The sequence below is a fragment of the Streptomyces sp. NBC_00239 genome (assembly GCF_036194065.1).
GTDB lineage: Bacteria > Actinomycetota > Actinomycetes > Streptomycetales > Streptomycetaceae > Streptomyces.
Window position 1 is genome coordinate 495,461 of the sequence record NZ_CP108095.1, and the last position, 25,011, is coordinate 520,471.

Genomic DNA, 25,011 nt, shown 5'->3' on the forward strand with positions numbered 1-25,011 from the left:
GGACCATCCGGCAACAGCCCGCTACCGGGGGATCTGTACAGAGAACTCGTTGCCGTCGGGGTCGAGCATCAGCGCCCGGCCGCCGTCGCCCTCGCCGATGTCGGTGCGTGTCGCGCCGAGGGAGATCAGGCGGTCGACCTCCGCCTCCCAGTCGGCGCCGGCGGGCAGCACCAGCTCTAGGTACAGCCTGTTCTCGCCCGTCTTCGGCGCCACCGGAGGACCACCCCACGTGATCTTCGTGCCGCCGTTCGGCGATTGGATCGCGGTCTCCTGGTCCTGATCCCAGACCAGCGGCCACCGGAGAGCCTCGCTCCAGAAGTAACCGACCGCCTGAGTACCGTCGCAGGCCAGCGCTCCGATGAAGCCGGTGTCGGCGAGGAACTCGTTGCCCGCCTCGATGACGCAGAACTCGTTGCCGTCCGGATCCGCGAGCACCACATGCCCGTCTTCCGGGAGTTGGCCCACGTCGATGTGTCTCCCGCCGAATTCCAGCGCCCTGGCCACCGTCTGCACCTGATCCTCCGGGGAGGTGCTCGTCAGGTCGAAGTGCGCCCGGTTCCGACCGGTCTTCGGCTCCCGGCTCGGCAGGAAACGGATGCGGAACCCGGCGTTATCAGGGGGCAGGATCGCGACGTCGTCGTCCGGCCCGTCGGCGAACTCCCAGCCCAGGACCCCGGACCAGAACCGTGCCAGGCCCGACGGCCGGGTCGCATTGAAGCAGATCGCGAACAGTTGACTGGTCATACCGCGTGCATCTCCGATCCACCGGCGGTCGATACGGCGCCCGCCGTCCCCGCGGGCGCAGCGTAGGACGGCCGTGCGACACCCGCATCCGAGTTTCCGTCGTGGGAGCGCCCGGACCCCCCGGGTGACCAGGCCGGGCGGTGGTCTCAGCGCCAGTCGTCGATCACATAGGCGTCGGGGTGGCTGTAACCGGGCTCGTTGGGCCGGTGCATCGTGACGCCCTGCAACCCCGTGCGGAAACCGCGGTCGATCATGCGCCGATAGGCATCCGGGCGGCCCAGGTTCATCCCGGCGTCCAGCTGACTCAGCCCGCGCTCCGCCGCCAGTTGCTCACACGCGTCGAGCAGCCGCTCGAAGCGGTCGGCGGCCTGCGGGCCAGGGCGTACGGCGCCGAATTTGACGAAGCACACGTCCTCGCCGGCCTCCGATCCCGCTCCGCAGTGGCAGACGGCCAGGCCGTCGAGCTCGGAGCCGCCCTGGAGCAGGATGGTGTCACCGAGTCCCTGCGCGTGCACGGCGACGATCTCGCGTTCCAGGTCCAGGCCCTCGTACACGGCCCCGGTCAGTGCGCGACAGGCACCGAGGCAGGCGGGCTGCTCGGCGGCGGGCAGCTCGCTGTACATCACCCGGCCGGGGACCGCGGAGTTGTCCGCGGCGCCCCCTTGCTTCTTCATGATGGCCGTCAGGAACCGGGGCCAGAAGCCGTACCTGCGATAGAGCTCGAGGTGCTTGGGGCTGTGCGAGAAGGTGAACAGGCCCAGGTGGCGGTTCCCCCAGGTGTCGAAGCAGTCCATGACCGGATCCATGAGGCGCTTGCCGACGCCCTGGTCCCACAGGTCCGGACGCACGGTCAACGGTCCGAAGAACCCGACGCTGCCCCAGTTGGCGGCGAAGTTCGATCCGACGAGTTCACCCTCGATCGTCGCAGCGAAGGCCGCGTGCGGATCGGCCGCCCAGCGTGTGCGGACGTAATCGGCGGTCTCGAAGAACGTCTTCGGATCGGGGACCCCGAGGAACGTCCCGAAGGCGACCCGGAAGATCTCGTCGGCCCGATCCAGGTCCGCCTCGGCCAACGGGCGGACTGACACCGGGCCCGTGACGGTCTTCCGCTCCGCTGCCGGTGAGGACATCGCTCTCTCCTTCTCGGCCCCCCTTTCATCACACCACGAGCAGCACGGCGTGGCGATGCGAAAGATCCGCCGACAGCGGGGCCGGTGACCAGGCCCGATTGCCTTGCCTCCCCGCCCGTGAACGAGGGGCCGCCCGTGGGTGGATCCGGCCAGATACGCACAAACGCCCGGCCGGGAAGCGGCCGAGCGTTTTCGTACGTGTGTCACCGGCCGGGTACGCGAAAACGCCCGGCCGGGGAAGCCCCGGCCGGGCGTTTTCGTGTGGTGGCTGCTGCCGCTGGTGGTTTAGTACCAGTGGTTCTGCTGCCAGAAGTTCCAGGCGCCGACGGGGCTGCCGTAGCGGTCGTTCATGTAGTCCAGGCCCCACTTGATCTGGGTGGCGGGGTTGGTCTTCCAGTCCGAACCGGCGGAGGCCATCTTGGAGGCCGGGAGGGCCTGGACCAGGCCGTACGCGCCGGAGGCGGAGTTGGTGGCGGTGTGGTTCCAGCCGCTCTCGTGGGACACGATGTTGCTGAAGGCCTGGAACTGGGCCGCGTCCGGGATCATCCGGTGCGCGATCGCCTTGGCGTCCATGGGAGCCGCCTGCGCCGGAACGGCGGCAAGCAGGGAACCGGCGGCGCCGAGAGCGACGACGGTGCCCGCGAGGGCCTTCTTGGAAGCGGCGATACGGCGGATGACGGCGTGGGACACGGAAAGCCTTCCATCGGGAACAAGGGCGGTCGCCGCATGCCGAAGACATGCGTGAGCCACTCACGCAAAGGAGAGGGGTTCGTCCGCGGCGGGTGTTGCACCCGGGCCGGCTGGCGACATCAACCAGTTAGCCAGGCCGCCGGCGGCCTGGCAACGACGCCCGGTACTAGCCCCGATCGCAGCCGCCGCCCAACGGCCCCCCGCGGGCCGGGGCCGCATCCGCGCAGGTCGGCACCGGCGTGAAGGGGGGTCCGGCGGCGGGCCGGGGGGCTACTACCGCGGCTCGTATGTGACGTGGGTCCTGTGGGCCGCCTCACCGCCACAGGCCCCCGATCTCACCCCGAGTGACCGCCCGTACCCCTTTCAGGGGTGTGTCCCGGCCCACTTCCGCCCCCAGAATCGAAGGAAACCGACGCATCGAACACCGCTTTCCCAACCGCCCGCCACAGCCCCGCAAGGCGTCTACCAGTGGCCGTGCGCACCCGGCCGTCGGGCCCGGCGTGGATGAACCGACCGGCGGTGCCCATGCAGGGAGGTAGCGACGGCTCCCCCACCCTCCAACCCTCGAATCGGAGCGACCCGACGTCGAGTGGTTCCTCCCCCGGCATGGCTGCCGCCCGCCGCAGGTGCGCGCGGCAGCCGGCTGATCTAGCGTCAAAGGTGAGGGAAGACCCTGCCGAGCCGGTCCGGCTCGAAGACCCGGTCTGGCGGCACGGCCGTAGGACCGCACCGTACGCAGGCGCCGGTCCCGCGCAGGTCCGGCACGCACCCTCCTCCTGGACCGGACCGCGCAGCGATCCCGGAGAGCAGGTACGTCCCATGCGCATGACGACCCGTATCGCAAGCGTCCTCACCGGACTGACCCTCGCACTCGGTGGCGCGGCCCTCGCGGCTCCCGCTGCCCACGCGGACGTCTCGGCCTGCATCAACCTGGTCGAGCGGGAACTGCGCGGTGGCGATGCCCCGGAGGAAGTCCGGGCAGCCTGTTACCTCGGGGTGATCGGCGAGCAGGATCACTGCGTGTCCGGTCTGACGGAGAACGATGTCACCAGGGCGACCGCGGTGGCCGCCTGCAAGGCGGCCTACAAGTAGCCGCGCGCACTCCCGGCACAGGGCCTCAAGCCGACCCGGACCTGGTGCTGCTCTCGCTGATGAACGCCCTGGCCCCGGTCGGCACCCGCGACACCCGCTCCCAGGATCGATCCTGAGCCGCCGCGAACAGCGTGGCGGCCCGTTCCGTCCAGGGCCGGGTTCAGGCGGGCCTCATCTCGGCGACGCTGACGCGGCGTTCCGGTGTCAGGAGCCGTCGGCGACTTTCCGCAGCTGGTACAGCTTCCCGGAATCCGGGTGACCGACGTGCTGGTAGATCCGGGGCGTCCGGTCGGTGCCGCCGACGCTCCACGCCGGCCAGGAACACCCGGGGACGCTGATGCGGACCTCCTGGGTCCAGACGTCCCGCCCCGGCTCGTACGACCAGGTACCGGAGCCCGAGCACCGAAGGGACGGGCCGCTGGGGTGGTCGTCGGGGCGGTGCCGGCCGACGCCGGAGGCCGTGACCCGGCCGTCCGATGTGAAGACCAGCGTTCCGCTCGTGTGGTCGACCCAGGTGCCGGCCACCGTCGCCGGACCGATCGCCGGCGGCGCGTACGCAGGCAGCAGGCCGACGGAGAGCCCGAGTGCGCCCAAGAGGCCCGTCCCCGCCACCACCGCCGTGCCCCACAAGGCCACTTGCCGGGCCAGCCCCGGGCGTCGGGGCCGGGCAACCAGGCCGCCCACCGAGAGCGCGGCCGTGGCCACCGCCCAGAAGACGAGCCCGCGCCGCGTCTCCACGTGGTTGTACGCCGCGTATGCCGCGATCGGCGGGGCCACCAGCGCCGCCACCGTCAGCGGCACCCACCACCACGCCTCGCGGCCGCCGATCCGGCGGCCGAGCAGGTCGGCCAGCGCCACCGCCGGCAGCACGAAGACCAGGGACAGCGGGAACGCGATCACGCCGACGATCACGCCGAAGGAGAGCAGGCCCGCCACCAGGGCAGTGTGGTCGACCGGGGTGTCCGGCGGCGGCTGGGTCCGGACGTACAGGAGGACCACCACGACGGCGAGCGCGACCTCCAGGCAGCCCACCAGCACCGAGACCAGCAGCATCCGGACGTACGACCGCTTCTGATGCACGGCCAACCCCCCTCGTGGCACGGCGAGATGAACGCGTCCGCCCGGCCGGCGGTGTGGATCCATTCTGCCAGCCGCGCTGAACGCGTTCAATTTATTCTTCGTGCACGGCAGGCGGGCGAGCACCTCTACCGTCCTGGACACGGCCCCATGGAGGGAGTTCCCCGACTAGCGGCATTGAGGGGCATGGGTTTCCTCGGCCGGCGGGCGGCGCGCCGCGTCACTGATCCTGATCAGCAGCGCGACGAGCAGCCAGTTCGCCACCAGCGAGGTGCCGCCCTGCGCCAGGAACGGCAGCGCTTTGCCGGTGAGTGGAATGAGCCCGGTGACGCCTCCCGCGACCACGAACACCTGGAGGGCCATCACCGCGGCCAGCCCCGTCGCGAGCAGCTTGCCGAACGGGTCGCGGGCCACCAGCGCGGTCCGCAGTCCCCGCTGCACCAGCAGGGTGTAGAGCAGCAGGACCGCCATGACCCCGGCGAGCCCCAGCTCTTCGCCGACGGTGGTGAGAACGAAGTCGCTGCGCCCGGCGAATCCGATCAGCTCGGGGTGGCCGATCCCCAGGCCGGTGCCCGTCAGCCCGCCGGAGCCGAAGCTGAACAGCGCCTGGGCCAACTGGCCGGAGACGAGCCCCTCCGGACGCTGCTCTTCGGGCAGGAAGAAGTCGAACGGATGCAGCCACGCCACGACGCGGCTCTGGACGTACGGTTCGAAGGACCCCACCACGGCAGCCCCGACCGATGCCATGAGCAGGCCGCAGACGACCCACCCGGTCCGCCGGGTGGCGACGTACAGCGTGATGACGAAGAGCCCGAAGAAGATGAGCGCGGTGCCCAGATCGCGCTCGAAGACCAGGACGAACAGGCATGCCACCCACACCAGCGCGATCGGGCCCAGCTGCCGCCCGCTGGGGAACCGGACCCCCAGGAACCGGCGCCCCGTCAGCGCCAGCGCGTCCCGGTGGGTGACGAGGTAGCCCGCGAAGCACACCGCCATCATGATCTTCACGAACTCGCCCGGCTGGAGCGACAGCGTCCCCAGCACGATCCACCGCTTGGCGCCGTACGTGTCTCCGGACGAGAACGCCGGAGCGGCCAGCAGCACCAGCGCCGCCGCCATCGTCAGATAGAGGTAGCGCTGCAGGCGCCGGTAGTCCTTGAGCAGCGCGACGACCGCGGCGCACGCGGCCACTCCCACCCCGCACCACATCCGCTGCCCCGGCGCCACGGCCGGCGCGTTGTACGCGACCGCGTACGCCGCGTCGAGACGGTGCAGCAGCACCAGCCCGATACCGGACAGCAAGACGGTGACGGGCAGGAGCAGCGGATCCGCGTGCGCCGCGAAACGCCGCACCGCCAGATGCGCGACGAGGGCGGCGCCCGCCACGCTCACGGAGAACACCGCCATGCCATCCGGTACCGACCCCGTGACGGCGAGCGACTGGTACGCGTAGCCGTACAAGGTGATGCTCACGGCCAGGACCAGCAGCCCCGCCTCGGAGGTGCGCGCCCTGGTCGGCCCACGCGCGGGAACGCGCTGCCGGCCCCGGCCGCCGCGGCGGTCACCCAGGGGACCTCGTGTCGGGTCCGAGACGTCGGGAGAGGTACGGGTCGTGATGATCACGCCCTGACAGTGCCCTTGACCTGCTGAGAAGAGGCTGAAGCTCCCTGAAGATCGTTTCAGGGAGGTCGTCGCGGCCCGTGGATACTGGCGACCATGCGAGTGCTGGTGATCGAAGACGAGGAGCGGCTGGCCGCGTCCCTCAAGCGCGGCCTGGAGGCCGCCGGGTACGCGGTCGACGTTGCCCACGACGGCAGGATCGGCCTGTGGATGGCCCGCGAGCACGCGTACAGCGCGGTCATCCTCGACATCATGCTGCCCGGCCTCAACGGTTACCGGGTCTGCGCCCGCCTGCGCGCCGACGGCGTCGACACCCCGATCCTCATGCTCACTGCCAAGAACGGTGAGTACGACGAGGCCGAGGCGCTGGACACCGGCGCCGACGACTACCTGGCCAAGCCCTTCTCCTACGTCGTCCTGGAAGCCCGGCTCCGTGCCCTGCTGCGCCGCGGCGGCCCGCGGGTGCGCGCCCGGCTGCGCCTGGGCGACCTGTGGCTCGATCCCGCCGCGCGGATCTGCGGACGCGGCGACGACCGGATCTCCCTCACCGCCAAGGAGTTCGCCGTGTTGGAGTGCCTGGCCCGGCGGGCGGGCGAGGTCGTCCCCAAGATCGACATCGTGGACGACGTGTGGGACGTGTCGTACGACGGCGACCTCAACATCGTCGAGGTCTACGTCAGCGCCCTGCGGCGCAAGATCGACGCGCCCTTCCGGCGCACGGCGATCGAGACGGTGCGCGGCGGCGGCTACCGGCTGGCGGCCGACGGTGGGTGACACCCGCGCGGGCCGGGACCGCCTCGCCGCCGTAGCGGGCCTCGCCACCCTCGCCGTGCTCGGCGCGGGCCTCGCGGCCCTCCTGCTGATCAGCTGCATGCTGCCGTCGCCGACCGGTGCGCACTCGGACTCCGGTCTCCTCGACCGCGTTCTCGCGCTCATCGAAGAGGCGTCGGCGACCTGCGCGCTGCTGGCCGCCTCCTTCGTGGCCACCGCCACCTGGAGGCTGGGCGGGAGCGCGCGCAGCCGGGGCGCGGTGACGGCCGCCGCCGCGACCGCGCTGCTGGTGACCTTCGCCAACGCGCGCTGGCTTCCCGGCGTCGTCATGTCCGGCACCGACCGGGCGTACTCCTACCTGCCGTGGCTGGCCCTGAGCGTCGCCGTCCCGGTTCCCGCACTGCTCGTCGGCGCCACCGCCTGGGCGACCGCGCCGCCGCGGCAGGAGAGCGCACCGGCCACGGACCGGGACCGCCCCTTCCGGCTCCTGGTCACCGGTGCCGCGGCAACGGCCCTGGTGGCCGCGGCCGCTTGGTTCATCGTCCTCATCGGAGAGCCCCACCCCTGGTGGTGGAACTCCACGGGCGCGCTCACCCGCTGGCTCGTCACCATCGGCGGCGGACTCGCCGTCGGCGCCACCGCCCGGGTCGCGACCCGTATCGCGCTGCGCCCGGTCGAGACCCTCAACCGCGAACTGCAGGAGATCACCACCAGCCGCGCCCTCGACCGGCGCATCACGGTCCCCGAGATCGGCGCGCTGGTCCCCTGGCTGGCCCGCACCATCAACGTCACGCTCGACCGCGTCTTCGCCGGCGTCGCCCGCCAGCAGCGCTTCATCGCCGACGCCTCCCACGAACTGCGCAGCCCCATCGCCAACCTCCGCACCTCCCTCGAAGCTTCCCTCGCCCACCCCGAGAGGGTGGACTGGCCCGAGACCGTACGGGACGCGCTCACCGACATCGAGCGGCTCCAGCACCTCACCGACGACCTGCTCCTGCTCGCCCGGCTGGACGGCGCCGCCCCGCCGGCCGGCACTCCCGTCGACCTCGCCTCGCTCGCCCACGACCTGGTCGAGGAGTTCCGCCACCTCCGCATCCACCAATCGCTGCGCTTCACCTTCCACGCCGACGACCCGGTCGTCGTGCACGGCAGCGCCGTGCAGTTGGAGCGGCTGCTGCGCAACCTCCTCGACAACGCGGCGCGGCACGCCCGCACGGTCACGGACATCTCCGTCACCTGCGGCGCCGACGGCCTGGCCCGGGTGGAGGTACGGGACGACGGCCCCGGCATCCCGCCCGCCGACCGCGAGCGGGTCTTCGAACGCTTCACCCGGCTGGACGGCGCCCGAGCCCGCGGCACCGGCGGCACCGGGCTGGGCCTGGCCATCGCCCGTGAGATCGCAGCCCGGCACGGTGGCAGCCTGCACGCGGCCGCCAACCCGTCGGGGGCCCTCTTCGTCGCCGGTCTCCCCCGCGGGCGGTGACTCACGGACGTCCAAGGAGGCCGCCGGCTCCCCACATCGGAGGGTGCCGCGCCGGCCGGGGCGCGGCGCGGACTTCGCCGCGCCCCGGCGGTGGCAGGGACGCCGCGCGATCAGCGACGGCGGGCCGTCACGTCCACACGGGCGATGTGCGCCATGGGGTGGCGCTTGCCGGTCAGTACTCCGTCGAACCGCTCGTCGCCGGTGAGGTACCGACGGAAGAAGGCGTCGATGTAGGCCGCGCCGACCCGCCGTTGACCGGCTTCGGTCAGCTGGGGCTCGTAGGCGGAGCCACCGGGTTCGGCGCACTGGCCGGGGTGGTCGGCGTCGTGACCGGCATCGTCGCGGGCGGCGACCTCTCCGCCGGCGGGCGACCACCGCGTGTTGAAGTAGTTGTGGTTCGCACCGTGTATCTCGACCTGGTGGAACCCGGCGGTGCTCTTGGCGGTCGCGTCGGCGGCGAAGGAGAGGGCTTCACGGCCGACCTGCCCGTCGCAGGTCCCGCGCATCACGGCCACGGGCGTCCGGGTGATCTCGTACGCGGACACGTCCTCGGTCATGACGTTGTACGCGGGGGCCAGCGCCATGACCGCCCTGACCTTGACCCCGGCGGGCCACTGGGCCTTGTGGCGGTCGGCCGCCTGCCATGTCACGCCCGCGCCGCCGCGGGAGTGGCCCATGGTCCCGACCTTGTTCAGGTCGACGCGGCGCCTGAAGTCGACAGGCTGCGGCTTGCCCGTGGCCGCGTCGCGGAACGCGCCGACTAGACCGCCACGGCCCGCGGTGCTGAGCCGCTGCCACAGGGCGAGGTGCTTGTTGATCAGGTCGGACCGTGCGGAAGCGTTCTCGTCGCCCCACACCGACGCGGCGTTGATGCCGTTGGCACGGATGGACACCACGATGAAGCCGCGGGCGGCCAGTTGCCTGCCGAGGTAGTCGTAGCCGCGCTCGTTGGCGATGGGACGGGTGCCGGGGGCGCAGGGCCAGCTGAACAGCTTCCGGCTGGCGGCCTCGTACGCGTTCCCAGTCCTGGGCCCGTTCGGCGGCGCTGCGGGCCGCCGCTGCCGCCCGGTCCGCGCAGGTCTCGTGCCAGCCGTGGAGCTGGACGACGAGTGGCCGCGGCGCGGCACCGAGGTCCTTCGGGTAGTGCACGATCGCGGCGATCTCGACCGGCTCCCCGGTTCCCGGCAGCCGGTAGGCCTGGTCGCCCAGGTTGTAGGTGACGGCGGCGACGCCCTGCGACTCCCGGGCTCCTAGCTCGCGGGCCCCGGCGTCGGGGGTCGCGGCGGAGGCGGTGCCCCCCGGCAGGGCCTGCGGCAGGAGGAGGGCCACCGCGGACGCGGCGAGTGTGCAGGCTCGGAGCGAGCGGCGGCGAGCAGCCGTGGGTGTGGGCGTGTCGTGGTGCTTCAAGGACGGTCTCCATGAGCGGTGGGTGGTCGCGCCGGCGGGCGCCGGACGACGGCTTCGATCCGACAGACGTCCGACGGGTCCGGAGGTTGCCGGGTCCGTGGAATCCGGCGTGGTCGCCGCCACGTCGCACAGGGCGCGGTACGACGTGGCGGCGGTCAGCGGTCAGGCGTTGCGCCTGCTCGTCTTCCGGATCCGGTCCGCGTAGGCGGGCACGCTGGTGTGCAGGCCCCGGCCGGGCGAGGGGGCGACACCCGCGGCATCGGGAGGGCGGGTGCCGGACGGACTCCGGTCATCCGCGCCGGTGTCCGAAAGGGCGTCGGCGAGGCCGAGTCCGGCGTACCCCGGCAGCGGTACGCGGGACCCGGGCCGGGCACGCGGGCCGGGATGCCGGCGCGGAGCTGCGGAAACGGCCCGCGGACGAGGGGCACGTCGACGCCCCGGCGGAGCGGTCTTCCGGTCAGCGCGGCCGAGACCCGTGCCGCACGAATGGCCGGACCGCGAGCTGCCCCGGCCACCCACCGGCTCCTACGCTTCCCCCTGTTCGGACCCACCGATTCCGCAACGTGCCCGTCATCGGCGGGCCGGCCCGCGTGGTGCGCGTACGACCTTCTGCCCCGGCTCCCCCGTACCTCGCTCCCCACCACCCGCAGCTCCGCCAGCTCCCGCCGGCTGGTTCCCCCCACCCCGCATCAAAAGCCGGACGCGGTACATCGCCGCACCCGGCTTCCCACAGCAGCGGATTGGAGAATCATGGCCGGAGGACTGATGGTGAGCGGCGCGATCGCCGTGCTGCTCACAGCGGCCCTGCCCACGCAGCACGGCCCGGAGGCGATCACGGACCCGCCGACGGACCGGATCGTCATCGACATCGCGACCGTCAACGGATCCGGCTGTCCGAGGGACACCGCGGCCGTGGCCGTCTCCCAGGACAACACCGCCTTCACGGTCACGTACAGCCAGTACCTCGCCCAGGTCGGCGGCGGGGTCCCGGCCACCGCCGCGCGCCGGAACTGCCAGCTCAACCTCGTCGTTCACGTACCGCACGGCTTCACCTACGCGATCGCCAGCGCCGACTACCGCGGTTACGCCTCCCTCGCGCGCGGCGCGAACGGCACGGCGAAGGCCTCGTACTACTTCCAGGGCTCCCCGCAGACGGCGTCCCGCGAGCACCCGTTCGGCGGACCGTACGACGACAACTGGCAGGCCACCGACTCGACCGACTGGGCGCAGCTGGTGTGGGCGCCGTGCGGGGTCCAACGGAACTTCAACATCAACACCGAACTGCGCGTCCGTCCGGGCACTTCGGCCCCCGGCTCCGTCAGTTACATGACGATGGACTCCACGGACGGCGACATCAGCACCGTGTACCACCTGGCCTGGCGGGAGTGCCCGCCGGCCTGACCTCCGTCGCGCGGGGGCCGGTGCCCCCGCGCGACGCGGCCCGGGGCGCGCTGGGCCGTGGGCTCCGCCGCGCTCATCAGATCGGGTGAGCCATCCGCCCGTGCGGAACACGACGGCCCTCGGATCCGTCCGGACGCGATCAGATGGACGGACGCACGGGACAACCACACGAAGAGACGCGCAAGAAGAGACACCGAGGGAACGGACGCACGATGCAGCAGCCGGGAAAGCCGGGAGAGATCACCCTGTACAGCGGCGCCGATTACCACGGGGCCAGTTGCGCCGTCCCCGCGAACAGCGCGACGTACTCACTCGAAGCCACCGGCCTCGACCAGATCAAGTCCATCAGGATCACCCAGCCCACCTGGACCGAGGCGGACCCCGCGGCGGACAGGTACACGCTCGATGTCACCCTCTACCTCAAGCACCCCGGCTCCCCCTATGACACGGACATCCCGGACGTACCGCTCCGGGTGTTCGCGGAGTCGACGCCCGACACCGGTGACTGGGCCGCGGCCCGCTATCTCAGGGCCATGAGAAACCGCGGCGGCGGCGCATCGGGGCAGACGCAGACCCACGGGCTCGACGAGACCGTCCGCGAGATCCACGACACCCTGCCGCCGCTCTCCTGAAGCGGGCGGAGCCGGGTAGGGCCGGACAGAGAAGGCGCTGCGGGAGCCGACGTCCGGGTGGCGGAGTTCACGCCCCGGCGCTGCCGCTGGCGCCCCGCTCGACCGGGATCCACAGCTGGGAGCCGGTCTCCGCGCCGATCTCCACCGGCTGGGTCCGCAGGAGCTCCGGACCCGGCCGGCTCGTGTACGGGTTCGAGGGGAACCACTGCGTGAACACGTCTCGCCACAGGTCCTGGAGGGCGCTCGGATAGGGCCCGTGGTTGTCGAAGACCGCCCAGGTCCCGGCCGGCACGTCGAGGGCGTCGAGCTCCTCGGCGGCCGCCTCGGGACCGGTCACCACGCCGATCCAGTAGTCCACCTCGGCGCCCTCCTCCCGGCTGTCCGTCAGGTACACCACCGCTGACAGGACCCCCTCCGGCTCGCGGTGGACCAGCTCCTTCATCCGTACGATCGCCCGCTCGTCCAGGCTCGCCAGGTGCTCCGCGGCAGCCGCGTTGACCCCCTCGTGCACGAGGGGGACCCGGGCCCTCCTGCCGACGACGCGGAACGACTCCTTCTCCACGATCCGGTACCGCATGGTCGTGCCCCCTTCGACGACGACACGGAAGGACATGCGCGGCTGTGAGGTGAGCGCCGCACCCGTGCGCCGGGCCTCGCCCGGCCCGATGCCGTGGACCGACCGGAACGCCCGGGCGAACGCCTCGCCGGAGCCGTACCCGTACCGCACCGCGACATCGAGCAGCGTCCGCTCCCCGGCCAGCACCTCGGCCCCGGCGAGCGTCATCCGCCGGCGCCGCACGTAGACCGGGAGCGTCATCCCGGCGAGCGCGGAGAACAGCCGCCGGAAGTGGTACTCCGAGACCCCGGCGATCCGGGCCACCTCGGCCATGTCGACCTCCCGGTCGAGGCAGGTCTCCAGGTTGTCTAGCGCTTGATTCAGCCGCTCCAGCACGGGTATCCGTCCTTCTTCCTCGTGTCTCCACCACATGAACGCCCACCCTGCCGACCGGCCGCAATCGCAGAGCCGCAGGAGCCGCAACGGGGCCGTCCTTGACGGAGTCGGCAGAATTCGATCGCGCCCCACCCGACAAAACCGGTGCGGGAACTGTCGGGCCGGAAGCCCCGCGTTGCCCGAGGCTTACACCCATGACTGATATTGCAGGAGTGTGCGAGCCGCGGTTTGCCGCAGTCCGCGAGGTACTCGCGGCTTTGCTCGACAAGGACGATGTGGGTGCCTCGGTGGCCGTGTTCGTCGACGGCGAGCCGGTGGTCGACATCTGGGGCGGGTACGCCGACGCGGACCGTTCCGTCAGCTGGGAGCGCGACACCCTCGCCTGTGTGAACTCGACGACCAAGAACATGATCGCCCTGTGTGCGCTGATCCTGGCCGACCGGGGCCGGCTCGACCTGTCCGCGCCGGTCGCCGCCTATTGGCCCGAGTTCGCCGCGGCCGGCAAGGAGAACGTGCTGGTGCGGCACGCCCTGTCGCACACCGCGGGACTGCCGGACCTGTCCGGGCTGACGGCGGTCGAGGAGCTGTACGACTGGGAGAGCGTGACGGCACGGCTGGCCGCGCAGGCCCCCGAATGGGAACCGGGAACGGCCGCCGGCTACCACGCGCTCACCTTCGGGTTCCTCGTCGGTGAGATCGTCCGCCGCGTCACCGGGCGCAGTCTCGGCGAGTTCCTCGCCGAAGAGGTGGCCGAGCCGCTGGGCGCGGACTTCCACGTCGGGCTCCCCGCGGAGCACGACCACCGCGTCGCGCCGCTGATCCCGCCGCCGTCACTGACCTCCGAGTACGCCTCCAGCGCGCCGCCCGGACCGGACGGCGCTCGCCGGGAGTACACCGGCGCCGCGATCAGCGTCGGGGACGTGAACTCCGTGGCCTGGCGTCGCGCCCAGATCCCTGCGGTGAACGGCTTCGGCAACGCCCGGTCGGTCGCCCTCGCCCACTCGGTACTGGCCAACCGGGGATCGGCCGGCGGTGTGCGACTGCTGTCCCCGCAGGGCTGCGAGCCCGCGTGGCAGGAGGTGTTCCGCGGCGACGACCGCGTCCTGCGGACGCCCATGTCCTGGACCATGGGCTTCGGCAAGTTCGGCAACACCTTCGGCTGGGGCGGCTGGGGCGGCTCTCTGGTCATGAGCGATCCCGACTCACGCATGACGGTGGCCTACGTCATGAACCAGATGATCGACAGGGAACGGCGGGAGGACGACCGCGGCATGGAGATCATCATGGCCGCCTACGGTGGACTGCGCTGACGTCCCAACGGCAGTGCGGTCCGGGGATGTTGCGCTGTGGATGAAATGCGTTGGCCGTCGATCAGCGCCGAGGCTAGCTTTGCCGCCATGCACGAGTTGATCACCGACGACGGTCGGACACTGGCGGTGGAGGAATGGGGCGACCCCACCGGGATACCGGTCGTCTACCTGCACGGCAGCCCGATGAGCCGACTGGCCCGGTACCCGGACGATTCCCTGTTCCACGAGCTCGGCATCCGGCTGATCACCTATGACCGGCCCGGGTTCGGAGGTTCCACGCCGAGGCCGGGGCGCCGGGTCGTCGACGCCGCCGCCGATGTGGCCACCATCACGGCCGCACTCGGCATGCAGCGCTTCGCGGTGTTCGGGGTGTCCGGGGGCGGCCCGCACGCCTTGGCCGTCGCTGCCCGGTATCCCGAACGAGTGACACGGCTGGGGGCGCTGGCGAGCCTGGCGCCGCGTGACGCGGCCGGGCTGGACTGGACCGCCGACATGAGCGAGGGGAACCGCCACAGCGCCGCCGTGGCACTGACCGGGAGGCGAGCCGTCAACGAGCACCTGGCGAACCTCGGAACGGCCGATTTTCCGCCGCTGCCCGAGATCGAACAGGCAGTCCTCTCCCGACCGGAGATCAGCGCGATGATCGGCCCGGCGTTCGCCGAAGCGGTCCGGCCGGGACTGGACGGCTGGGTGGACGACGTCACCGCGCTCTTCGGCACGGAATGGGGATTCGACCCGGCGGACATCACGGTCCCGGCGCGGATCTGGCACGGCGGCCTCGACACCCTGGTGCCCCCTGCGCACGGCGAGTGGCTCGCCGCACGCATGCCGACGGCAACGCTGACCCGACAGGCCGATGCCGGGCACGGCGGCCACTTCGACGCCACCCCCGCGATGCTCGCCTGGCTGATCGGCGGTTCCAACGGCGAGGCGGACGGCCCCGGAAGCTGACCCCACGACCCGGAGCGGGGCGGTCGCGCCGACCGGCGTGCCCGCCCGGCTGCTGCCCCGGCCGGCGCGTGCGACGAGGACCGTGCTCGACCACCCGAGGCAGCTTCGTTCATGATCCGGAGCGCCAGCCCTGGTGGGCGTGCAGGGTGCCGTCCAGCACCGTGACAGCGCTGCCGGTGAGGTGCACGCGGTCGCCGTGCACGGCCGTGCGGACCAGGCCCGTACGCGCGGACGCCTGGAGGCCGGTGAGCTCGTTGCGGCCGAGCCGCGCCGACCAGAAGGGGGCGAGCACGGTGTGGGCGCTGCCCGTGACCGGGTCCTCGGGGATGCCTCTGGCCGGCGCGAAGAAGCGGGAGACGAAGTCGTACTCCCCACCCCCCTCGGCCGCCGGAGCCGTGATGATGACGCCGCGCAGGCCCTCGCGGCGCGTCAGAGCCGCCACCGCGTCCATGTCGGGAGTCACGGCTCGGACAGCGGCCTCATCGGACAGGACGGTCAGCAGATCGCCGACTCCATCGGAACGAAACGTGGCCTCGGGGGTGGTTCCCAGCGCCTCGAACAGCCCGGTCGGCACGGGCACGGCGGTTCTGGGCCCTGCGGGAAAGTCCAGCGTGATGCTGCCGCGTTCGTCGGCGTGCGTGACGAGGACGCCGTGCTGCCGGCTCATGAACCGCACGGTGCCGATGATTCCGCGCTCAACGCGCAGCACGTGTGCCGTGGCCAACGTGGCATGGCCGCACAGTCGGGACTCGACGAGCGGGGTGAACCATCGGATGGCCCACTCGGCGGCGGCATCGGCTGCCGGGGGCAGCGGGAGAGCGAACGCGGTCTCCGACTGGTTCATCTCGGCCGCGATCCGGAGCATCCAGGAGTCCTGCGGCCACTCCCCGGCCGGCAGGAGACACACGGCCGCCGGGTTCCCTGCGAAAGGACGGTCGGTGAAGGCATCGACGACATGAATACGCATGTCAGGACCGTAGGGATGCACCGGCACGCCCTACCAAGGCCAATTCGCGAAAGGTGGACTGGCGCGGAGCCACTGCGCCGGCAGGCCCTCTTGTCGTTGCTCTCCGGCGGGAGGGTGACCGTCAGCAGCTGTTCCCCGGGGCGGCGGCGGTCGCCCTGAGGAGGTCGCGCACCAGGTCGAAGTCGATCTGTTCCGGCTTCCTGAACCGCAGGCAGCCCTTGCCCATGTCGTGTCCGGCGAGCCGCTCGGCGAAGGCGTCCCGGACGTCGGTGCGCATCAGGTAGAACGAGATGTACTGCTTCTGGGCGGCGAAGGCGATCTCGGCCGTGCCGTTCCGCTCGTACACCGGCATGCCGTACCTCATCACCTCGGTGAACCCGGCCAGCTCACCCCTGCACAGGTCGCGCAGCCGTGCCAGGGCCGGCTGCCGCTGTCCGGCCGCCTCGGCGAGGTAGCCGTCGACGTCCACGCTCTCGCTCCGCACCATGGGCCGAGCCTACCGGGGGGTGCGCGGGTCGGGGGCGGCGCTCGGGTGGCGCAGGCCGGTGCGGTGGGGTCCGCTGGGGGGATGTACGACCGTACCGGCCCGTGGTGGGCTGAGCTGCCGCCCGCCGCGGGCGCCGCGGTCATGGCCACCTGCACCCTGTCGATCGGCCTGCGGCTGGCCGGGCACGAGGCCGTCTCCCTGGTCCTGTTCGCCCTGTCCGGACTGGGCTGGGTGCTGCTGGCGGGCGAATTCCTGGTCCGCCTGCTCGGCAACCGGCGGCGGTGGCGCTCGGACGCCGACACCCCGCCGGCGCTGACGGCCGTGGCCGCCACCACCGTGGTGGGCGTCCGCTGCTCGCAGTTCGGCTGGACGGGCGTGGCGTACGCGCTGCTCGCGGTGGCCACGTTCATCTGGCCGGTGCTCCTCTACACCGTGGTCCGCGGCTGGCACCGGCGCATGCCCGGGTCCGCCTTCCTGGTGTGCGTGGCCACGCAGGGCCCCGCCGTCCTCGCCGCGACCCTGGCCGCCGGTCCCGCACCCGCGTTCACCGGGGGCGTCCCCTGGCTCGGGGACGCCGCCCTCGCCGCGTTCGTCCTGGGGCTGCTCCTCTACGCCGAGGCGCTGGTGCGCTTCGACTTCCGGCAGATCCGGGAGGGCGGCGGGGACCAGTGGATCGCGGGCGGTGCACTGGCGATCTCGGCGCTGGCCGGGTCCAAGCTCCTCGCCCTGCCCCAGTGGGCGGGCAGCGGGCACACCGCGCTGCGGGCCGTGACGGTGACCCTCATCGTGCTCGCCCTGGCGTGGTACGTCGTCCTGCTGACGGCCGAGGCCCGCTGGCCCCGCCCGTCGTACGACATCCGCCGCTGGGCCACCGTGTTCCCCCTGGGCATGACCGCCGTGGCCTGCCTGTCCGCGGCGGCGGTCGCAGGCCTCGACTGGATGCACTCCACCGGGCTGGTGCTGCTGTGGATCGCGCTCGGCATGTGGCTCGTGACGGCCGGCGGGCTGGTCCTGTCTCTGCGACGGCACCGCGTCGGGCAGCCGTCCGGTCCGGGCACGCTCCCCTAGTGCTGCGAGCGGCACGGTTCACCGGGTTGCGATGCCGCGGCCGGCGATCGCCGGAACGGGTCAGCCGGCGGGCTGCGGTCCGGCGCCGCCGAGGAGGGCGTGGCCGAGGGGGCCGGCGACGTAGTGGACCTCTCGGCCGTAGCGGTGTCCGGTGACCAGGCCCGCGTCCCGGAGGACCGTGAGGTGCTGCGAGACCGCGCCGGGGCTCAGGCCGGTACGGGCGGCGAGCTGGGTGGTGGTGGCCGGGGCGGCGACTTCCGCGAGGAGGCCCGCCCGGCTGCGGCCGAGCAGCCGGGGCAGGCCGTCGCCGGTGCTCGCCCGCTCCCAGAGCGTTCCGATGCCGCGGGCGGGGTAGATCACGCACGGCGGTACCGGGCCGCGGCCGGCCACCAGCCGGCAGCGGTCGGCGAAGGCGCTGGGGACGAGGGTCACTCCGGACCCGGCCAGAGCGTGTTCGCCGGCGGGCAGGTCGCGGGAGACGAGCCGGTCCCCCGTCCAGGCGAGGGCGGGGTGCAGCCGCGTGAGCACCTCGCCGATGCCGTCTTCGGCCAGTTGCCGGGTGCGGTGGGCGATGTCGGCCTCCAGTACGGCCCGGATCCGCGGCCAGTGCGGCCGCACCGCCGCACGCCACCAGCGCAGCACGGGCTCGACGTCGGGGCCGGCGGCTGCGCGGCCGGACGCGGTGTTCGTGGGGAACTCGGTGGCCACGGTGGCCAGTTCCTCCTCGATCTCGGCCAGCGGGCAACGCGGGGGCGGCACGGTGTCCGGGTGCAGGCCGATGCCGAAGCCCGGGGCGGGCGGCGGTCCGCCGGCCGCCAGGGCCTGCTTGATCCACGGCAGGTGCACGGCGTGCCGCCCCGGATCGGTCACCGCGCCGAGCGCCGCGACGGTCTCCCACAGGGGCGAGACGGCGAACCTCAGGTTCACCATGTCGTCCACCGCGAAACGCACCTCTCCCACGGACCTGCCCGCCTTTCCCCCGCACTGCCCGGCACAATGTTTTCGCCCAGACTAAAACAATGGTCCGGGATCCCCGTGGGTGGTGGTCTCACGGGTCATGACCCTCTTTCACCTTCGCCCCGACGTCGGTACGCGGCGCGCCGCGGTCCCGTCCGATTTCCGCCGCCTGTGGGCCGCCGACACCGTGAGCCAGGTCGGCACCGCCGTCACTCTGCCGGCACTGCCGCTCCTCGCCATCGGCGCGCTCGGGGCGGGCCCGTTCCAGACGGGCCTGCTGCTGGCCTGCGAGTACCTGGCCTTCCTCGTCTTCGGGCTGCCCGCGGGCGCCTGGGTGGACCGGTCGCGCCTGCGCCGGGTGATGATCGCGGGCGATCTCGGCCGTGCCGCGCTGCTCGCCTCGGTCCCGGTGGCGGCGCTGCTCGGTGTCCTGACGCTGCCCCAGTTGTACGTGGTCGCCTTCGGGCTGTCCTGCTGCACCGTGTTCTTCGACGTGGCCGCCCAGAGCGCACTGCCCCGGCTCGTCGACGGCGGGCAGCTGGTGGCGGCGAACGTACGGCTGGAGACCACCCGCAACATCGTCCAGGCCGGTGGCCCCGGCGCGGGCGGGCTGCTGCTGGCCGTCCTGGCGGCGCCCTTCGTCCTGGCCCTCGACGCGCTCAGCTACCTGACTTCCGCCGTTCTGCTCTCCCGCATACGGGGAGCCGGTGGCGGTCCGGGCACGGTGCCCGGGCCGGCGCCGGCCGGGGTGGACCGCGCTCCTGCCGCGGCGGGCCTCCGTGCGGAGGTCGTGGCCGGTCTGCGGTTCGTGTTCGGGGACCGGCTGCTGCGGGCCGTGACCCTCGCCGCCGCGGTGTCGAACCTGTGCGGCACGGTCGGTGCGGCCGTGCTGATGGTGCTGCTCGCGGGCGAGCTGGGCCTGTCACCGCTCTGGTGCGGGCTGGTGTTCACGGCCGAGGCGATCGGCGGGCTGCTCGGCAGCCTGCTCACCGCGCGCGTGGCGGCGCGGCTGGGCGAGGGGCCTGCGATGTGCGGAGCCGTCCTGCTCAGCGGGCTGCTGTGGCTCACGGCGGTGCCGTTCTTCCAGGCCGACTGGCGGCTCGCGGTGGCCGTGGCGCTCCAGGGCCTGGGCTGGGCCGCCTTCATGCCGTTCAAGATCACCGCGGTGGTGCTGCGCCAGCGGTCGTGCCCGCCCGAACTGCTGGGGCGGGTGACGGCGACGGTCCGCTTCGTGGTGTGGGGCGTGATGCCGGTGGGTGCGCTCATCGGAGGTCTGCTCGGCCGCCACTACGGCACGCGGCCGACGTTGTGGGCCGGCGCGGCGGCCGAGCTGTGCGCCGTACTGCCCCTGCTGCTGTCGCCGCTGCGCCGGACCCGCCACCTCGGCGGCTGACCCCGGGCCCCGCCGCCTCACCGATCGGGGGAGCACCCTGTGACGGAACGCCCCGCGATCGCCACCGGCAGTACGCACTACGCGTACCACCGGTGCAGGCGAGTCGCTCGGGCGAACCGGGGTAGGCGACCGGTACGCCACGACGCGCGGCGACCCGCCGCGCACCGGAGGAGGACCGCGATGACCAGTACCCCGGCCCCCGGCGCCCCGCGCCCGGTCCCCGAGAACCCCGATGCCGTGACCCCGGACCTTCCGCCCCCCGACCCGAAGGCTCCGGACCAGCCCGCCGCACCCGCCGTCCCGGACGAGCCCGAGCCGCAGCCCAAGGCCAAGGACACCGGCGAACCCGAGGACACCGGCGAACCCGCGGGCCCCGGCAATGCCCCCGGCCAGGAGCCGCCCGACTAGGTACCGTCGCCGGCCCAAAATAGACACGCGCCGGCCAGGAGACCCCAGTCGGCTGCTCCCGCGGGGCAGTCGGGCCTGGTCAGATCGTGACAGGGCCGTGGGCGGTGGCGAACTCGACCGAGACCAGGCCCGGTTCCTCATCCTCGACCCAGGTGACGTCGATCTGGTCGAGGGGGTGGTCGGCCGGTTCGCCGAGGAATTCGGCGATGGAGGCGGCGTCGCCGGCGATGGAGACCCCGTGGATGGTGGTGGAGGTGCGCGGGTCGGCGCTCGGGCGCTCTTCGATGGGGACCAGCCACTGAAGGAAGTAGGGCAGTTGCGGGTCCTCCAGCAGTTCCAGCAGGCCGATCTGCTTCCACCTCAGGTCGAGCCCGTCGGGGCGGACACGGTGGCCCTCGGCCGAGGTGCGGCCGAGGCGGGCCTCGACCGGGGCGATGTCGTCGACGGAGACCACCCAACCGAGCCAGCCGCCGCCCTCGGCGGCGCGGCGCGCGACCGCTTGGCCGAAGGGTGCGCGGTCGGCGGCGGGGTGGTCGAGTGTGGTGACGACCTCGACGTAGGTGCCGCCGCTCAGCGGGAGAATGAAATTGCGGGTGCCGAATCGTGGGTGCACGCCCCCGTCGACGAACCCGGCGCCGAGGGCCGATCCGATCCACTGGACAGTCGAGACGAAGCTGTCGCGGGCCACCGCATAGGACACGTGATCAAGTCGCACTGCGCCATCATCACCCGACAACCCGCACAAATCCCGACGCCACGCCCGCCGCCCCGGCGTCCGCCGTGGATCCAGCCGTGGAGCGGATCGATCATCGTTGTCCCGGCAAGAGACGGACTCTGGTTCGGTTCTAGTTCGGCTCTAGTTCGGAGGGACGGGATCGCCCTCCTCGTCTGCGGCCGGCGACCGCCTCGGCCTGAGGAATTCCGCGATGTGCTCTCCCCACGTCCGGATGTCGCCGCGCGTCCGCGCCACGCGCAGCTGCGCGTCGGGCAAGCAGGCCGCGAGGGCGTCCGCCGTGGCCAACGGATGGCCGCGGTCACCTGCCCAGGCCAGGATCAGGGCCGGATGGCGCAGCCCGGCGATCTCGGCGGGCGCGGGCAGGTCCGACAGCGCGAGGCCGCGCAGCACGGCGGGCAGGACCCGCTCGTCGGGTGTCGGCGGGAGATCGGGGACGTCGGCTACGACCGCAGGGCGGACGTCCCGCCCCTCAGCGGCCCGGAAGGCCTCCGCCCCCTGCTGTTCAACGGCGTCGGCCGCAGCCGTGTTGGCGCGCGCGTACGCCGCACGGGTCGCCCACGCCGTGGGCGGGACCAGCAGGACCAGCCGGGAGAACCGGTCGGGCGCCCGGACGGCGGCGTGCAGGACGGTACCGCACCCCATGGAGGCGCCGATGCCCACGGCCGGTTCCGCGGCGCCCAGGTGGTCGAGCAGGGCGAGGAGGTCGTCGGCAAGGGAGGCGTAGGTGTAGTCGGCGGCGATCGGGCGGCCGGTGGACCGGCCGTGCGCCCGGGCGTCGTAGCGGACCAGGCGCCGCCCGGCGTCCAGGACGGGCGCCCAGTCGAAGAGGCCCATCCGGTCCTCTTGGGCCTGGCTCGCGAACCCGCCGTGCGCGTACACGGCGAGCGGGCCGTGACCGGCATCGTCGTACACGAACTCCGCCCCTCGATGACGGAACCGGCCTTCTGCGGCGGGATGCACTCCCATGGGCTTCACGGCCTCGCAGTGTTCGACACCTGCATCGAGCGTATCTCCCGACGGCCCGGCACCGCCTCCTCTCGGGTCGGTTCGACGGGCAGACGCTGCTCGGACCGAGCGGCACCCGGAACGGTGGCGATCACGCGGGCCGTGTCGCGCGTCAGCCGGGGAATCCCGGCACCACCAGACCTGATTCGTAGGCCATCACCACCGCGTGGGTCCGGTTCTGCGCACCGAGCTTGGTCAGCACGTTCCCGACGTGCGTCTTCACCGTCTCCAGGCTCACCATGAGCGACCGTGCGATCTCCGGGTTGGACAGGCCCGTGGCCATCGACCGCAGCACCTGCTCCTCCCGCTCCGTCAGCGCCGCCTTCGGCAACGCCTCGGCACCGTCCAGCGGGCGGGCGGCGACCATCCGGCGCAGGGCCGCGGGGAAGAGGATCGCCTCCCCCGCCGCCACTACCCGTACCGCCTCGGCGATCTGCGGGACCGGGAGCCGCTTGAGCACGAACCCGCTGGCCCCTGCGCTGAGCGCGGCGGTCACGTAGCCGTCGTTCTCGAAGGTGGTGATCACCACGACCTTCGGCGGTCCGGCCGACTCGGCGAGCAGCCGCCGGGTGGCCTCGATCCCGTCACACCGGGGCATCCGCACATCCGTCAGGACCACGTCCGGCCGCAGCAGCCGCACCTGCTCGACGGCCTCGACCCCGTCGGACGCCTCCCCGACCACCGTGATTCCCGGCTGCGCCGAGAGCAGTGTGCGCAGACCGCTGCGGGTCACCGCGTCGTCGTCCGCGATCAAGAGCGTGACGGGGGTACGGGCGGGGCTGGTGGCGGTGTGGCCGGAGCCCGCGCCCGTCATAACCGGCGATTCCGCCTCGGAGCCGGTCATGCCGACACCCGTACCGGCAGCCGGACCGCCAGCCGCCAGTGCTGCGGTCCGTCCGGGCCGGCCTCGATCTCACCGTGCAGCAGCCGCACGCGCTCGGCCAGCCCGGGCAGGCCGTGCCCGGACGTTCGGAAGACATCCGCGCCCGTACGCATGCCCGCGCCCGCCCCGTTGACCACACCGAGTTCCAGCAGGTCCGGCGCGACCGCCACCCGGACCCCGATCGGACCGCCCGTCCCGTGCCGCAACGCGTTCGTCAGCCCTTCCTGGAGAATCCGGTACGCGGCCCGGGAGAGCGCCCCCCGCACCTGCGCCGTCTCGCCCGACAGCTCCACCTCCAGCACCGCGCCCGCGTGCCGCAACCGGTCGAGCAGCTCGGGCAGGTCGGCCAGGGTCCGGGTCGGTGCCGTCTCCGCCTTCTCCTCGCGCAGTACGCCCAGTACGTAATCCAGGTCCTCCAGCGCGGCCCTGGCCGACTCCTCGATGCTGCGCAGCGCGGCTCGCGCCGCCACCGGGTCGGCGGAGAGCACCTCGCCCGCCACCGCCGCCTGGATCGTGGTCGCGGTCAGCGTGTGCCCGATCGAGTCGTGCAGCTCGTGGGCCAGCCTGTTGCGTTCGGCAAGCCGCTGCTCCCGCTCGGCCATCAGCGCGAGCTGTTCGGCCGCCGAAGGACCCAAGAGCCTCGGCGCCAGCCAGCGCAGCGCGCTCGTCACCACCGCGCACACGACCGCCGCCAGCAGCAGGCAGCCGAGGGCCACCACCCAGCTCCGCCATCCTCCGCCGTCGGACCGCAGCGACCGGCCGAACAGACTCAGCCCGGCTTCGGCGCCGAGCCAACCCCCGGGGAGGGCCATGCCCATGAGGATCAGCACACCGCTCGCCAGTGCCCCGGTCCACCCCAGTGCTACGTGCAGCAGCAGCCAGAGGGGAGTCCGCCAATGGTCGGCGCCGGACGGCACGGCAGGGGCCGGAGTGGGAGGAGTCGGCCGGGTGCCGCGGGAGCTCGTGGGCCGGCGTGTGGTCACAGGGTCCGGCAACGGCACCCGCAGAAGTCGGCGGGCGAACGCGATCAGCGCCCGCCGCGTGGTGCGGGCCAGCCCGACCAGACCGATCAGTGCCGCCCAGACCAGGAGGACCAGGACGGCCTGCACTCCGTAGGGAGCGGAGGGCCACGCCAGTGCCGGCAGCAGTGCGAAAGGCACCAGTGGAAGGCTCGCCAACGCGCCGCAATAGGCGAACAGCATGCCCGAGTACGTGGAGCCGCGCAGCAGCGGCCGGAGTCCCTTGATCATGATCGGCCCAGTATGACCGGGCGGCTCACCGATGGCCTCCCCCGATCGAGGGAGCAGCTTCTCCCGCCTTCCCGCGATGCGCATCCGCGACCCCGGAAGCCAGGATCGTGCCCTGAACAGTCGACCGGAGGACGTCCGATGAACACGCAAGGAGTGGCGATGTCGCCGAATCACACGGCATCGACTGGGGCCGCTGAGGCGGACCCGTATTCCCGCGGCCCTCAGGGCCTCGGCTACGGCATGCGGCCTCCGGGCGGCAACAACGGCCTGGCCGGGGCCGCCATGGTGTTGGGCGTCATCGGCTTGAGCACGTCGGTCGTCTTCATCGGTGGCCTGTTCGGCGGCGTCGGCCTGATCCTGGGCGTCGTCGCCCTGACGACGGCCAAGCGGACCGGTACCGGCCGGGCCAAGGCGCTCACCGGCGTGGTGACGTCGGCCATCGCGATCGTGGTGTCCGTCCTGGTCGCCGTCTTCCTCGTCTGGTACGCCAACGAGACGCAGGAGTGCTACCGGCCCGACGGCGTCCGGCAGTACACGCAGTGCGTGCGCCAGCAGCTCACCGGGAATTGACCGGCGACGGGCGGCGTCACGTCCTCG

General features: G+C 72.6%; 25 protein-coding genes. 11 read left to right on the forward strand and 14 right to left on the reverse strand.

All coding sequences use genetic code 11. The annotated features are described in order from the left end of the window. Nucleotides 1–21 precede the first annotated feature (21 nt). From OG764_RS02265 to OG764_RS02275, 3 genes are all read right to left on the reverse strand, one after another. Complete coding sequence (locus tag OG764_RS02265) at nt 22–744, reverse strand: VOC family protein (protein WP_328966662.1); 723 nt, start codon at nt 742–744, stop codon at nt 22–24. Nucleotides 745–890: 146 nt separating this feature from the next. Next, nucleotides 891–1,874, reverse strand: coding sequence for a GNAT family N-acetyltransferase (locus OG764_RS02270; protein ID WP_328966663.1), 984 nt, complete (start codon nt 1,872–1,874; stop codon nt 891–893). Nucleotides 1,875–2,159: 285 nt separating this feature from the next. Then, on the reverse strand, nt 2,160–2,564 hold the full coding sequence (locus OG764_RS02275) for a transglycosylase SLT domain-containing protein (RefSeq protein ID WP_328966664.1): 405 nt from the start codon (nt 2,562–2,564) through the stop codon (nt 2,160–2,162). Between the two features lie 825 nt (nt 2,565–3,389). Here OG764_RS02275 and OG764_RS02280 point away from each other — a divergent pair. Next, on the forward strand, nt 3,390–3,656 hold the full coding sequence (locus OG764_RS02280; protein WP_328966665.1) for a hypothetical protein: 267 nt from the start codon (nt 3,390–3,392) through the stop codon (nt 3,654–3,656). Nucleotides 3,657–3,860: 204 nt separating this feature from the next. On the opposite strand, the gene OG764_RS02285 is transcribed toward OG764_RS02280, so the two are convergent. Further along, a complete protein-coding gene (locus tag OG764_RS02285) occupies nt 3,861–4,736 on the reverse strand; it encodes a hypothetical protein (protein ID WP_328966666.1) in 876 nt (291 codons plus the stop codon). Nucleotides 4,737–4,901: 165 nt separating this feature from the next. Continuing rightward, entirely contained in the window at nt 4,902–6,356 is a 1,455-nt protein-coding gene (locus OG764_RS02290) for an FtsW/RodA/SpoVE family cell cycle protein (protein ID WP_443055842.1), read from the reverse strand. Nucleotides 6,357–6,449: 93 nt separating this feature from the next. Between OG764_RS02290 and OG764_RS02295 the strand changes: the two genes are divergently transcribed. Then, a complete protein-coding gene (locus tag OG764_RS02295; RefSeq protein WP_328966667.1) occupies nt 6,450–7,127 on the forward strand; it encodes a response regulator transcription factor in 678 nt (225 codons plus the stop codon). Further along, a complete protein-coding gene (locus OG764_RS02300; RefSeq protein WP_328966668.1) occupies nt 7,120–8,607 on the forward strand; it encodes a sensor histidine kinase in 1,488 nt (495 codons plus the stop codon). Before OG764_RS02295 ends, OG764_RS02300 begins: the two co-directional genes overlap by 8 nt. A gap of 110 nt (nt 8,608–8,717) precedes the next feature. Here OG764_RS02300 and OG764_RS02305 read toward each other — a convergent pair whose 3' ends face one another. Beyond that, nucleotides 8,718–9,734, reverse strand: a complete 1,017-nt coding sequence (locus OG764_RS02305) for an alpha/beta hydrolase (RefSeq protein WP_328966669.1) — start codon at nt 9,732–9,734, stop codon at nt 8,718–8,720. 1,030 nt (nt 9,735–10,764) lie between these two features. Between OG764_RS02305 and OG764_RS02310 the strand changes: the two genes are divergently transcribed. Beyond that, the gene (locus tag OG764_RS02310; protein ID WP_328966670.1) at nt 10,765–11,415 is read left to right on the forward strand and encodes a DUF4360 domain-containing protein; all 651 of its coding nucleotides are present in this window, start codon (nt 10,765–10,767) and stop codon (nt 11,413–11,415) included. A gap of 212 nt (nt 11,416–11,627) precedes the next feature. After that, on the forward strand, nt 11,628–12,047 hold the full coding sequence (locus OG764_RS02315; protein ID WP_328966671.1) for a hypothetical protein: 420 nt from the start codon (nt 11,628–11,630) through the stop codon (nt 12,045–12,047). Nucleotides 12,048–12,114: 67 nt separating this feature from the next. On the opposite strand, the gene OG764_RS02320 is transcribed toward OG764_RS02315, so the two are convergent. Further along, nucleotides 12,115–12,999: an AraC family transcriptional regulator gene (locus OG764_RS02320; RefSeq protein WP_328972853.1), complete on the reverse strand. Its 885-nt coding sequence runs from the start codon at nt 12,997–12,999 to the stop codon at nt 12,115–12,117. A gap of 194 nt (nt 13,000–13,193) precedes the next feature. Here OG764_RS02320 and OG764_RS02325 point away from each other — a divergent pair, with 194 nt between their 5' ends. After that, entirely contained in the window at nt 13,194–14,309 is a 1,116-nt protein-coding gene (locus OG764_RS02325) for a serine hydrolase domain-containing protein (protein ID WP_328966672.1), read from the forward strand. Nucleotides 14,310–14,396: 87 nt separating this feature from the next. Further along, a complete protein-coding gene (locus OG764_RS02330) occupies nt 14,397–15,260 on the forward strand; it encodes an alpha/beta fold hydrolase (RefSeq protein WP_328966673.1) in 864 nt (287 codons plus the stop codon). 109 nt (nt 15,261–15,369) lie between these two features. Here the strand turns inward: OG764_RS02330 and OG764_RS02335 are convergent, their stop codons facing one another. Together OG764_RS02335 and OG764_RS02340 are read right to left on the reverse strand one after the other, a co-directional pair. Next, entirely contained in the window at nt 15,370–16,227 is an 858-nt protein-coding gene (locus tag OG764_RS02335) for a PhzF family phenazine biosynthesis protein (RefSeq protein ID WP_328966674.1), read from the reverse strand. Between the two features lie 121 nt (nt 16,228–16,348). Further along, complete coding sequence (locus OG764_RS02340; protein ID WP_328966675.1) at nt 16,349–16,714, reverse strand: iron chaperone; 366 nt, start codon at nt 16,712–16,714, stop codon at nt 16,349–16,351. Nucleotides 16,715–16,795: 81 nt separating this feature from the next. On the opposite strand from OG764_RS02340, the gene OG764_RS02345 reads away from it, so the two are divergent. Then, on the forward strand, nt 16,796–17,782 hold the full coding sequence (locus OG764_RS02345) for a tellurite resistance/C4-dicarboxylate transporter family protein (RefSeq protein ID WP_328966676.1): 987 nt from the start codon (nt 16,796–16,798) through the stop codon (nt 17,780–17,782). Between the two features lie 60 nt (nt 17,783–17,842). Here the strand turns inward: OG764_RS02345 and OG764_RS02350 are convergent, their stop codons facing one another. Continuing rightward, on the reverse strand, nt 17,843–18,742 hold the full coding sequence (locus tag OG764_RS02350; RefSeq protein ID WP_328966677.1) for an ArsR/SmtB family transcription factor: 900 nt from the start codon (nt 18,740–18,742) through the stop codon (nt 17,843–17,845). A gap of 97 nt (nt 18,743–18,839) precedes the next feature. On the opposite strand from OG764_RS02350, the gene OG764_RS02355 reads away from it, so the two are divergent. Together OG764_RS02355 and OG764_RS02360 are read left to right on the forward strand one after the other, a co-directional pair. Then, complete coding sequence (locus tag OG764_RS02355; protein WP_328966678.1) at nt 18,840–20,132, forward strand: MFS transporter; 1,293 nt, start codon at nt 18,840–18,842, stop codon at nt 20,130–20,132. A 180-nt stretch (nt 20,133–20,312) separates the two neighbouring features. After that, nucleotides 20,313–20,540, forward strand: a complete 228-nt coding sequence (locus OG764_RS02360) for a hypothetical protein (protein ID WP_328966679.1) — start codon at nt 20,313–20,315, stop codon at nt 20,538–20,540. A 79-nt stretch (nt 20,541–20,619) separates the two neighbouring features. On the opposite strand, the gene OG764_RS02365 is transcribed toward OG764_RS02360, so the two are convergent. From OG764_RS02365 to OG764_RS02380, 4 genes are all read right to left on the reverse strand, one after another. Continuing rightward, entirely contained in the window at nt 20,620–21,255 is a 636-nt protein-coding gene (locus tag OG764_RS02365; protein WP_328966680.1) for a VOC family protein, read from the reverse strand. 141 nt (nt 21,256–21,396) lie between these two features. Beyond that, nucleotides 21,397–22,242, reverse strand: coding sequence for an alpha/beta fold hydrolase (locus tag OG764_RS02370; protein WP_328972854.1), 846 nt, complete (start codon nt 22,240–22,242; stop codon nt 21,397–21,399). Nucleotides 22,243–22,393: 151 nt separating this feature from the next. Continuing rightward, complete coding sequence (locus tag OG764_RS02375) at nt 22,394–23,125, reverse strand: response regulator (RefSeq protein WP_443055843.1); 732 nt, start codon at nt 23,123–23,125, stop codon at nt 22,394–22,396. Continuing rightward, a complete protein-coding gene (locus OG764_RS02380; RefSeq protein ID WP_328966681.1) occupies nt 23,122–24,414 on the reverse strand; it encodes a sensor histidine kinase in 1,293 nt (430 codons plus the stop codon). Before OG764_RS02380 ends, OG764_RS02375 begins: the two co-directional genes overlap by 4 nt. 159 nt (nt 24,415–24,573) lie before the next feature. Here OG764_RS02380 and OG764_RS02385 point away from each other — a divergent pair, with 159 nt between their 5' ends. After that, entirely contained in the window at nt 24,574–24,984 is a 411-nt protein-coding gene (locus OG764_RS02385; RefSeq protein ID WP_328966682.1) for a DUF4190 domain-containing protein, read from the forward strand. Nucleotides 24,985–25,011 lie beyond the last annotated feature (27 nt).

Coding starts and splice junctions, on each gene's coding strand:
- OG764_RS02360 (WP_328966679.1), top strand. CDS start 20,313: ATGACCAGTACCCCGGCCCCCGGCGCCCCGCGCCCGGTCCCCGAGAAC.
- OG764_RS02330 (WP_328966673.1), top strand. CDS start 14,397: ATGCACGAGTTGATCACCGACGACGGTCGGACACTGGCGGTGGAGGAA.
- OG764_RS02270 (WP_328966663.1), bottom strand. CDS start 1,874: ATGTCCTCACCGGCAGCGGAGCGGAAGACCGTCACGGGCCCGGTGTCA.
- OG764_RS02375 (WP_443055843.1), bottom strand. CDS start 23,125: ATGACCGGCTCCGAGGCGGAATCGCCGGTTATGACGGGCGCGGGCTCC.
- OG764_RS02385 (WP_328966682.1), top strand. CDS start 24,574: ATGTCGCCGAATCACACGGCATCGACTGGGGCCGCTGAGGCGGACCCG.
- OG764_RS02280 (WP_328966665.1), top strand. CDS start 3,390: ATGACGACCCGTATCGCAAGCGTCCTCACCGGACTGACCCTCGCACTC.
- OG764_RS02295 (WP_328966667.1), top strand. CDS start 6,450: ATGCGAGTGCTGGTGATCGAAGACGAGGAGCGGCTGGCCGCGTCCCTC.
- OG764_RS02315 (WP_328966671.1), top strand. CDS start 11,628: ATGCAGCAGCCGGGAAAGCCGGGAGAGATCACCCTGTACAGCGGCGCC.
- OG764_RS02355 (WP_328966678.1), top strand. CDS start 18,840: ATGACCCTCTTTCACCTTCGCCCCGACGTCGGTACGCGGCGCGCCGCG.
- OG764_RS02340 (WP_328966675.1), bottom strand. CDS start 16,714: ATGGTGCGGAGCGAGAGCGTGGACGTCGACGGCTACCTCGCCGAGGCG.
- OG764_RS02265 (WP_328966662.1), bottom strand. CDS start 744: ATGACCAGTCAACTGTTCGCGATCTGCTTCAATGCGACCCGGCCGTCG.
- OG764_RS02345 (WP_328966676.1), top strand. CDS start 16,796: ATGTACGACCGTACCGGCCCGTGGTGGGCTGAGCTGCCGCCCGCCGCG.
- OG764_RS02370 (WP_328972854.1), bottom strand. CDS start 22,242: ATGGGAGTGCATCCCGCCGCAGAAGGCCGGTTCCGTCATCGAGGGGCG.
- OG764_RS02325 (WP_328966672.1), top strand. CDS start 13,194: ATGACTGATATTGCAGGAGTGTGCGAGCCGCGGTTTGCCGCAGTCCGC.
- OG764_RS02310 (WP_328966670.1), top strand. CDS start 10,765: ATGGCCGGAGGACTGATGGTGAGCGGCGCGATCGCCGTGCTGCTCACA.
- OG764_RS02335 (WP_328966674.1), bottom strand. CDS start 16,227: ATGCGTATTCATGTCGTCGATGCCTTCACCGACCGTCCTTTCGCAGGG.
- OG764_RS02380 (WP_328966681.1), bottom strand. CDS start 24,414: ATGATCAAGGGACTCCGGCCGCTGCTGCGCGGCTCCACGTACTCGGGC.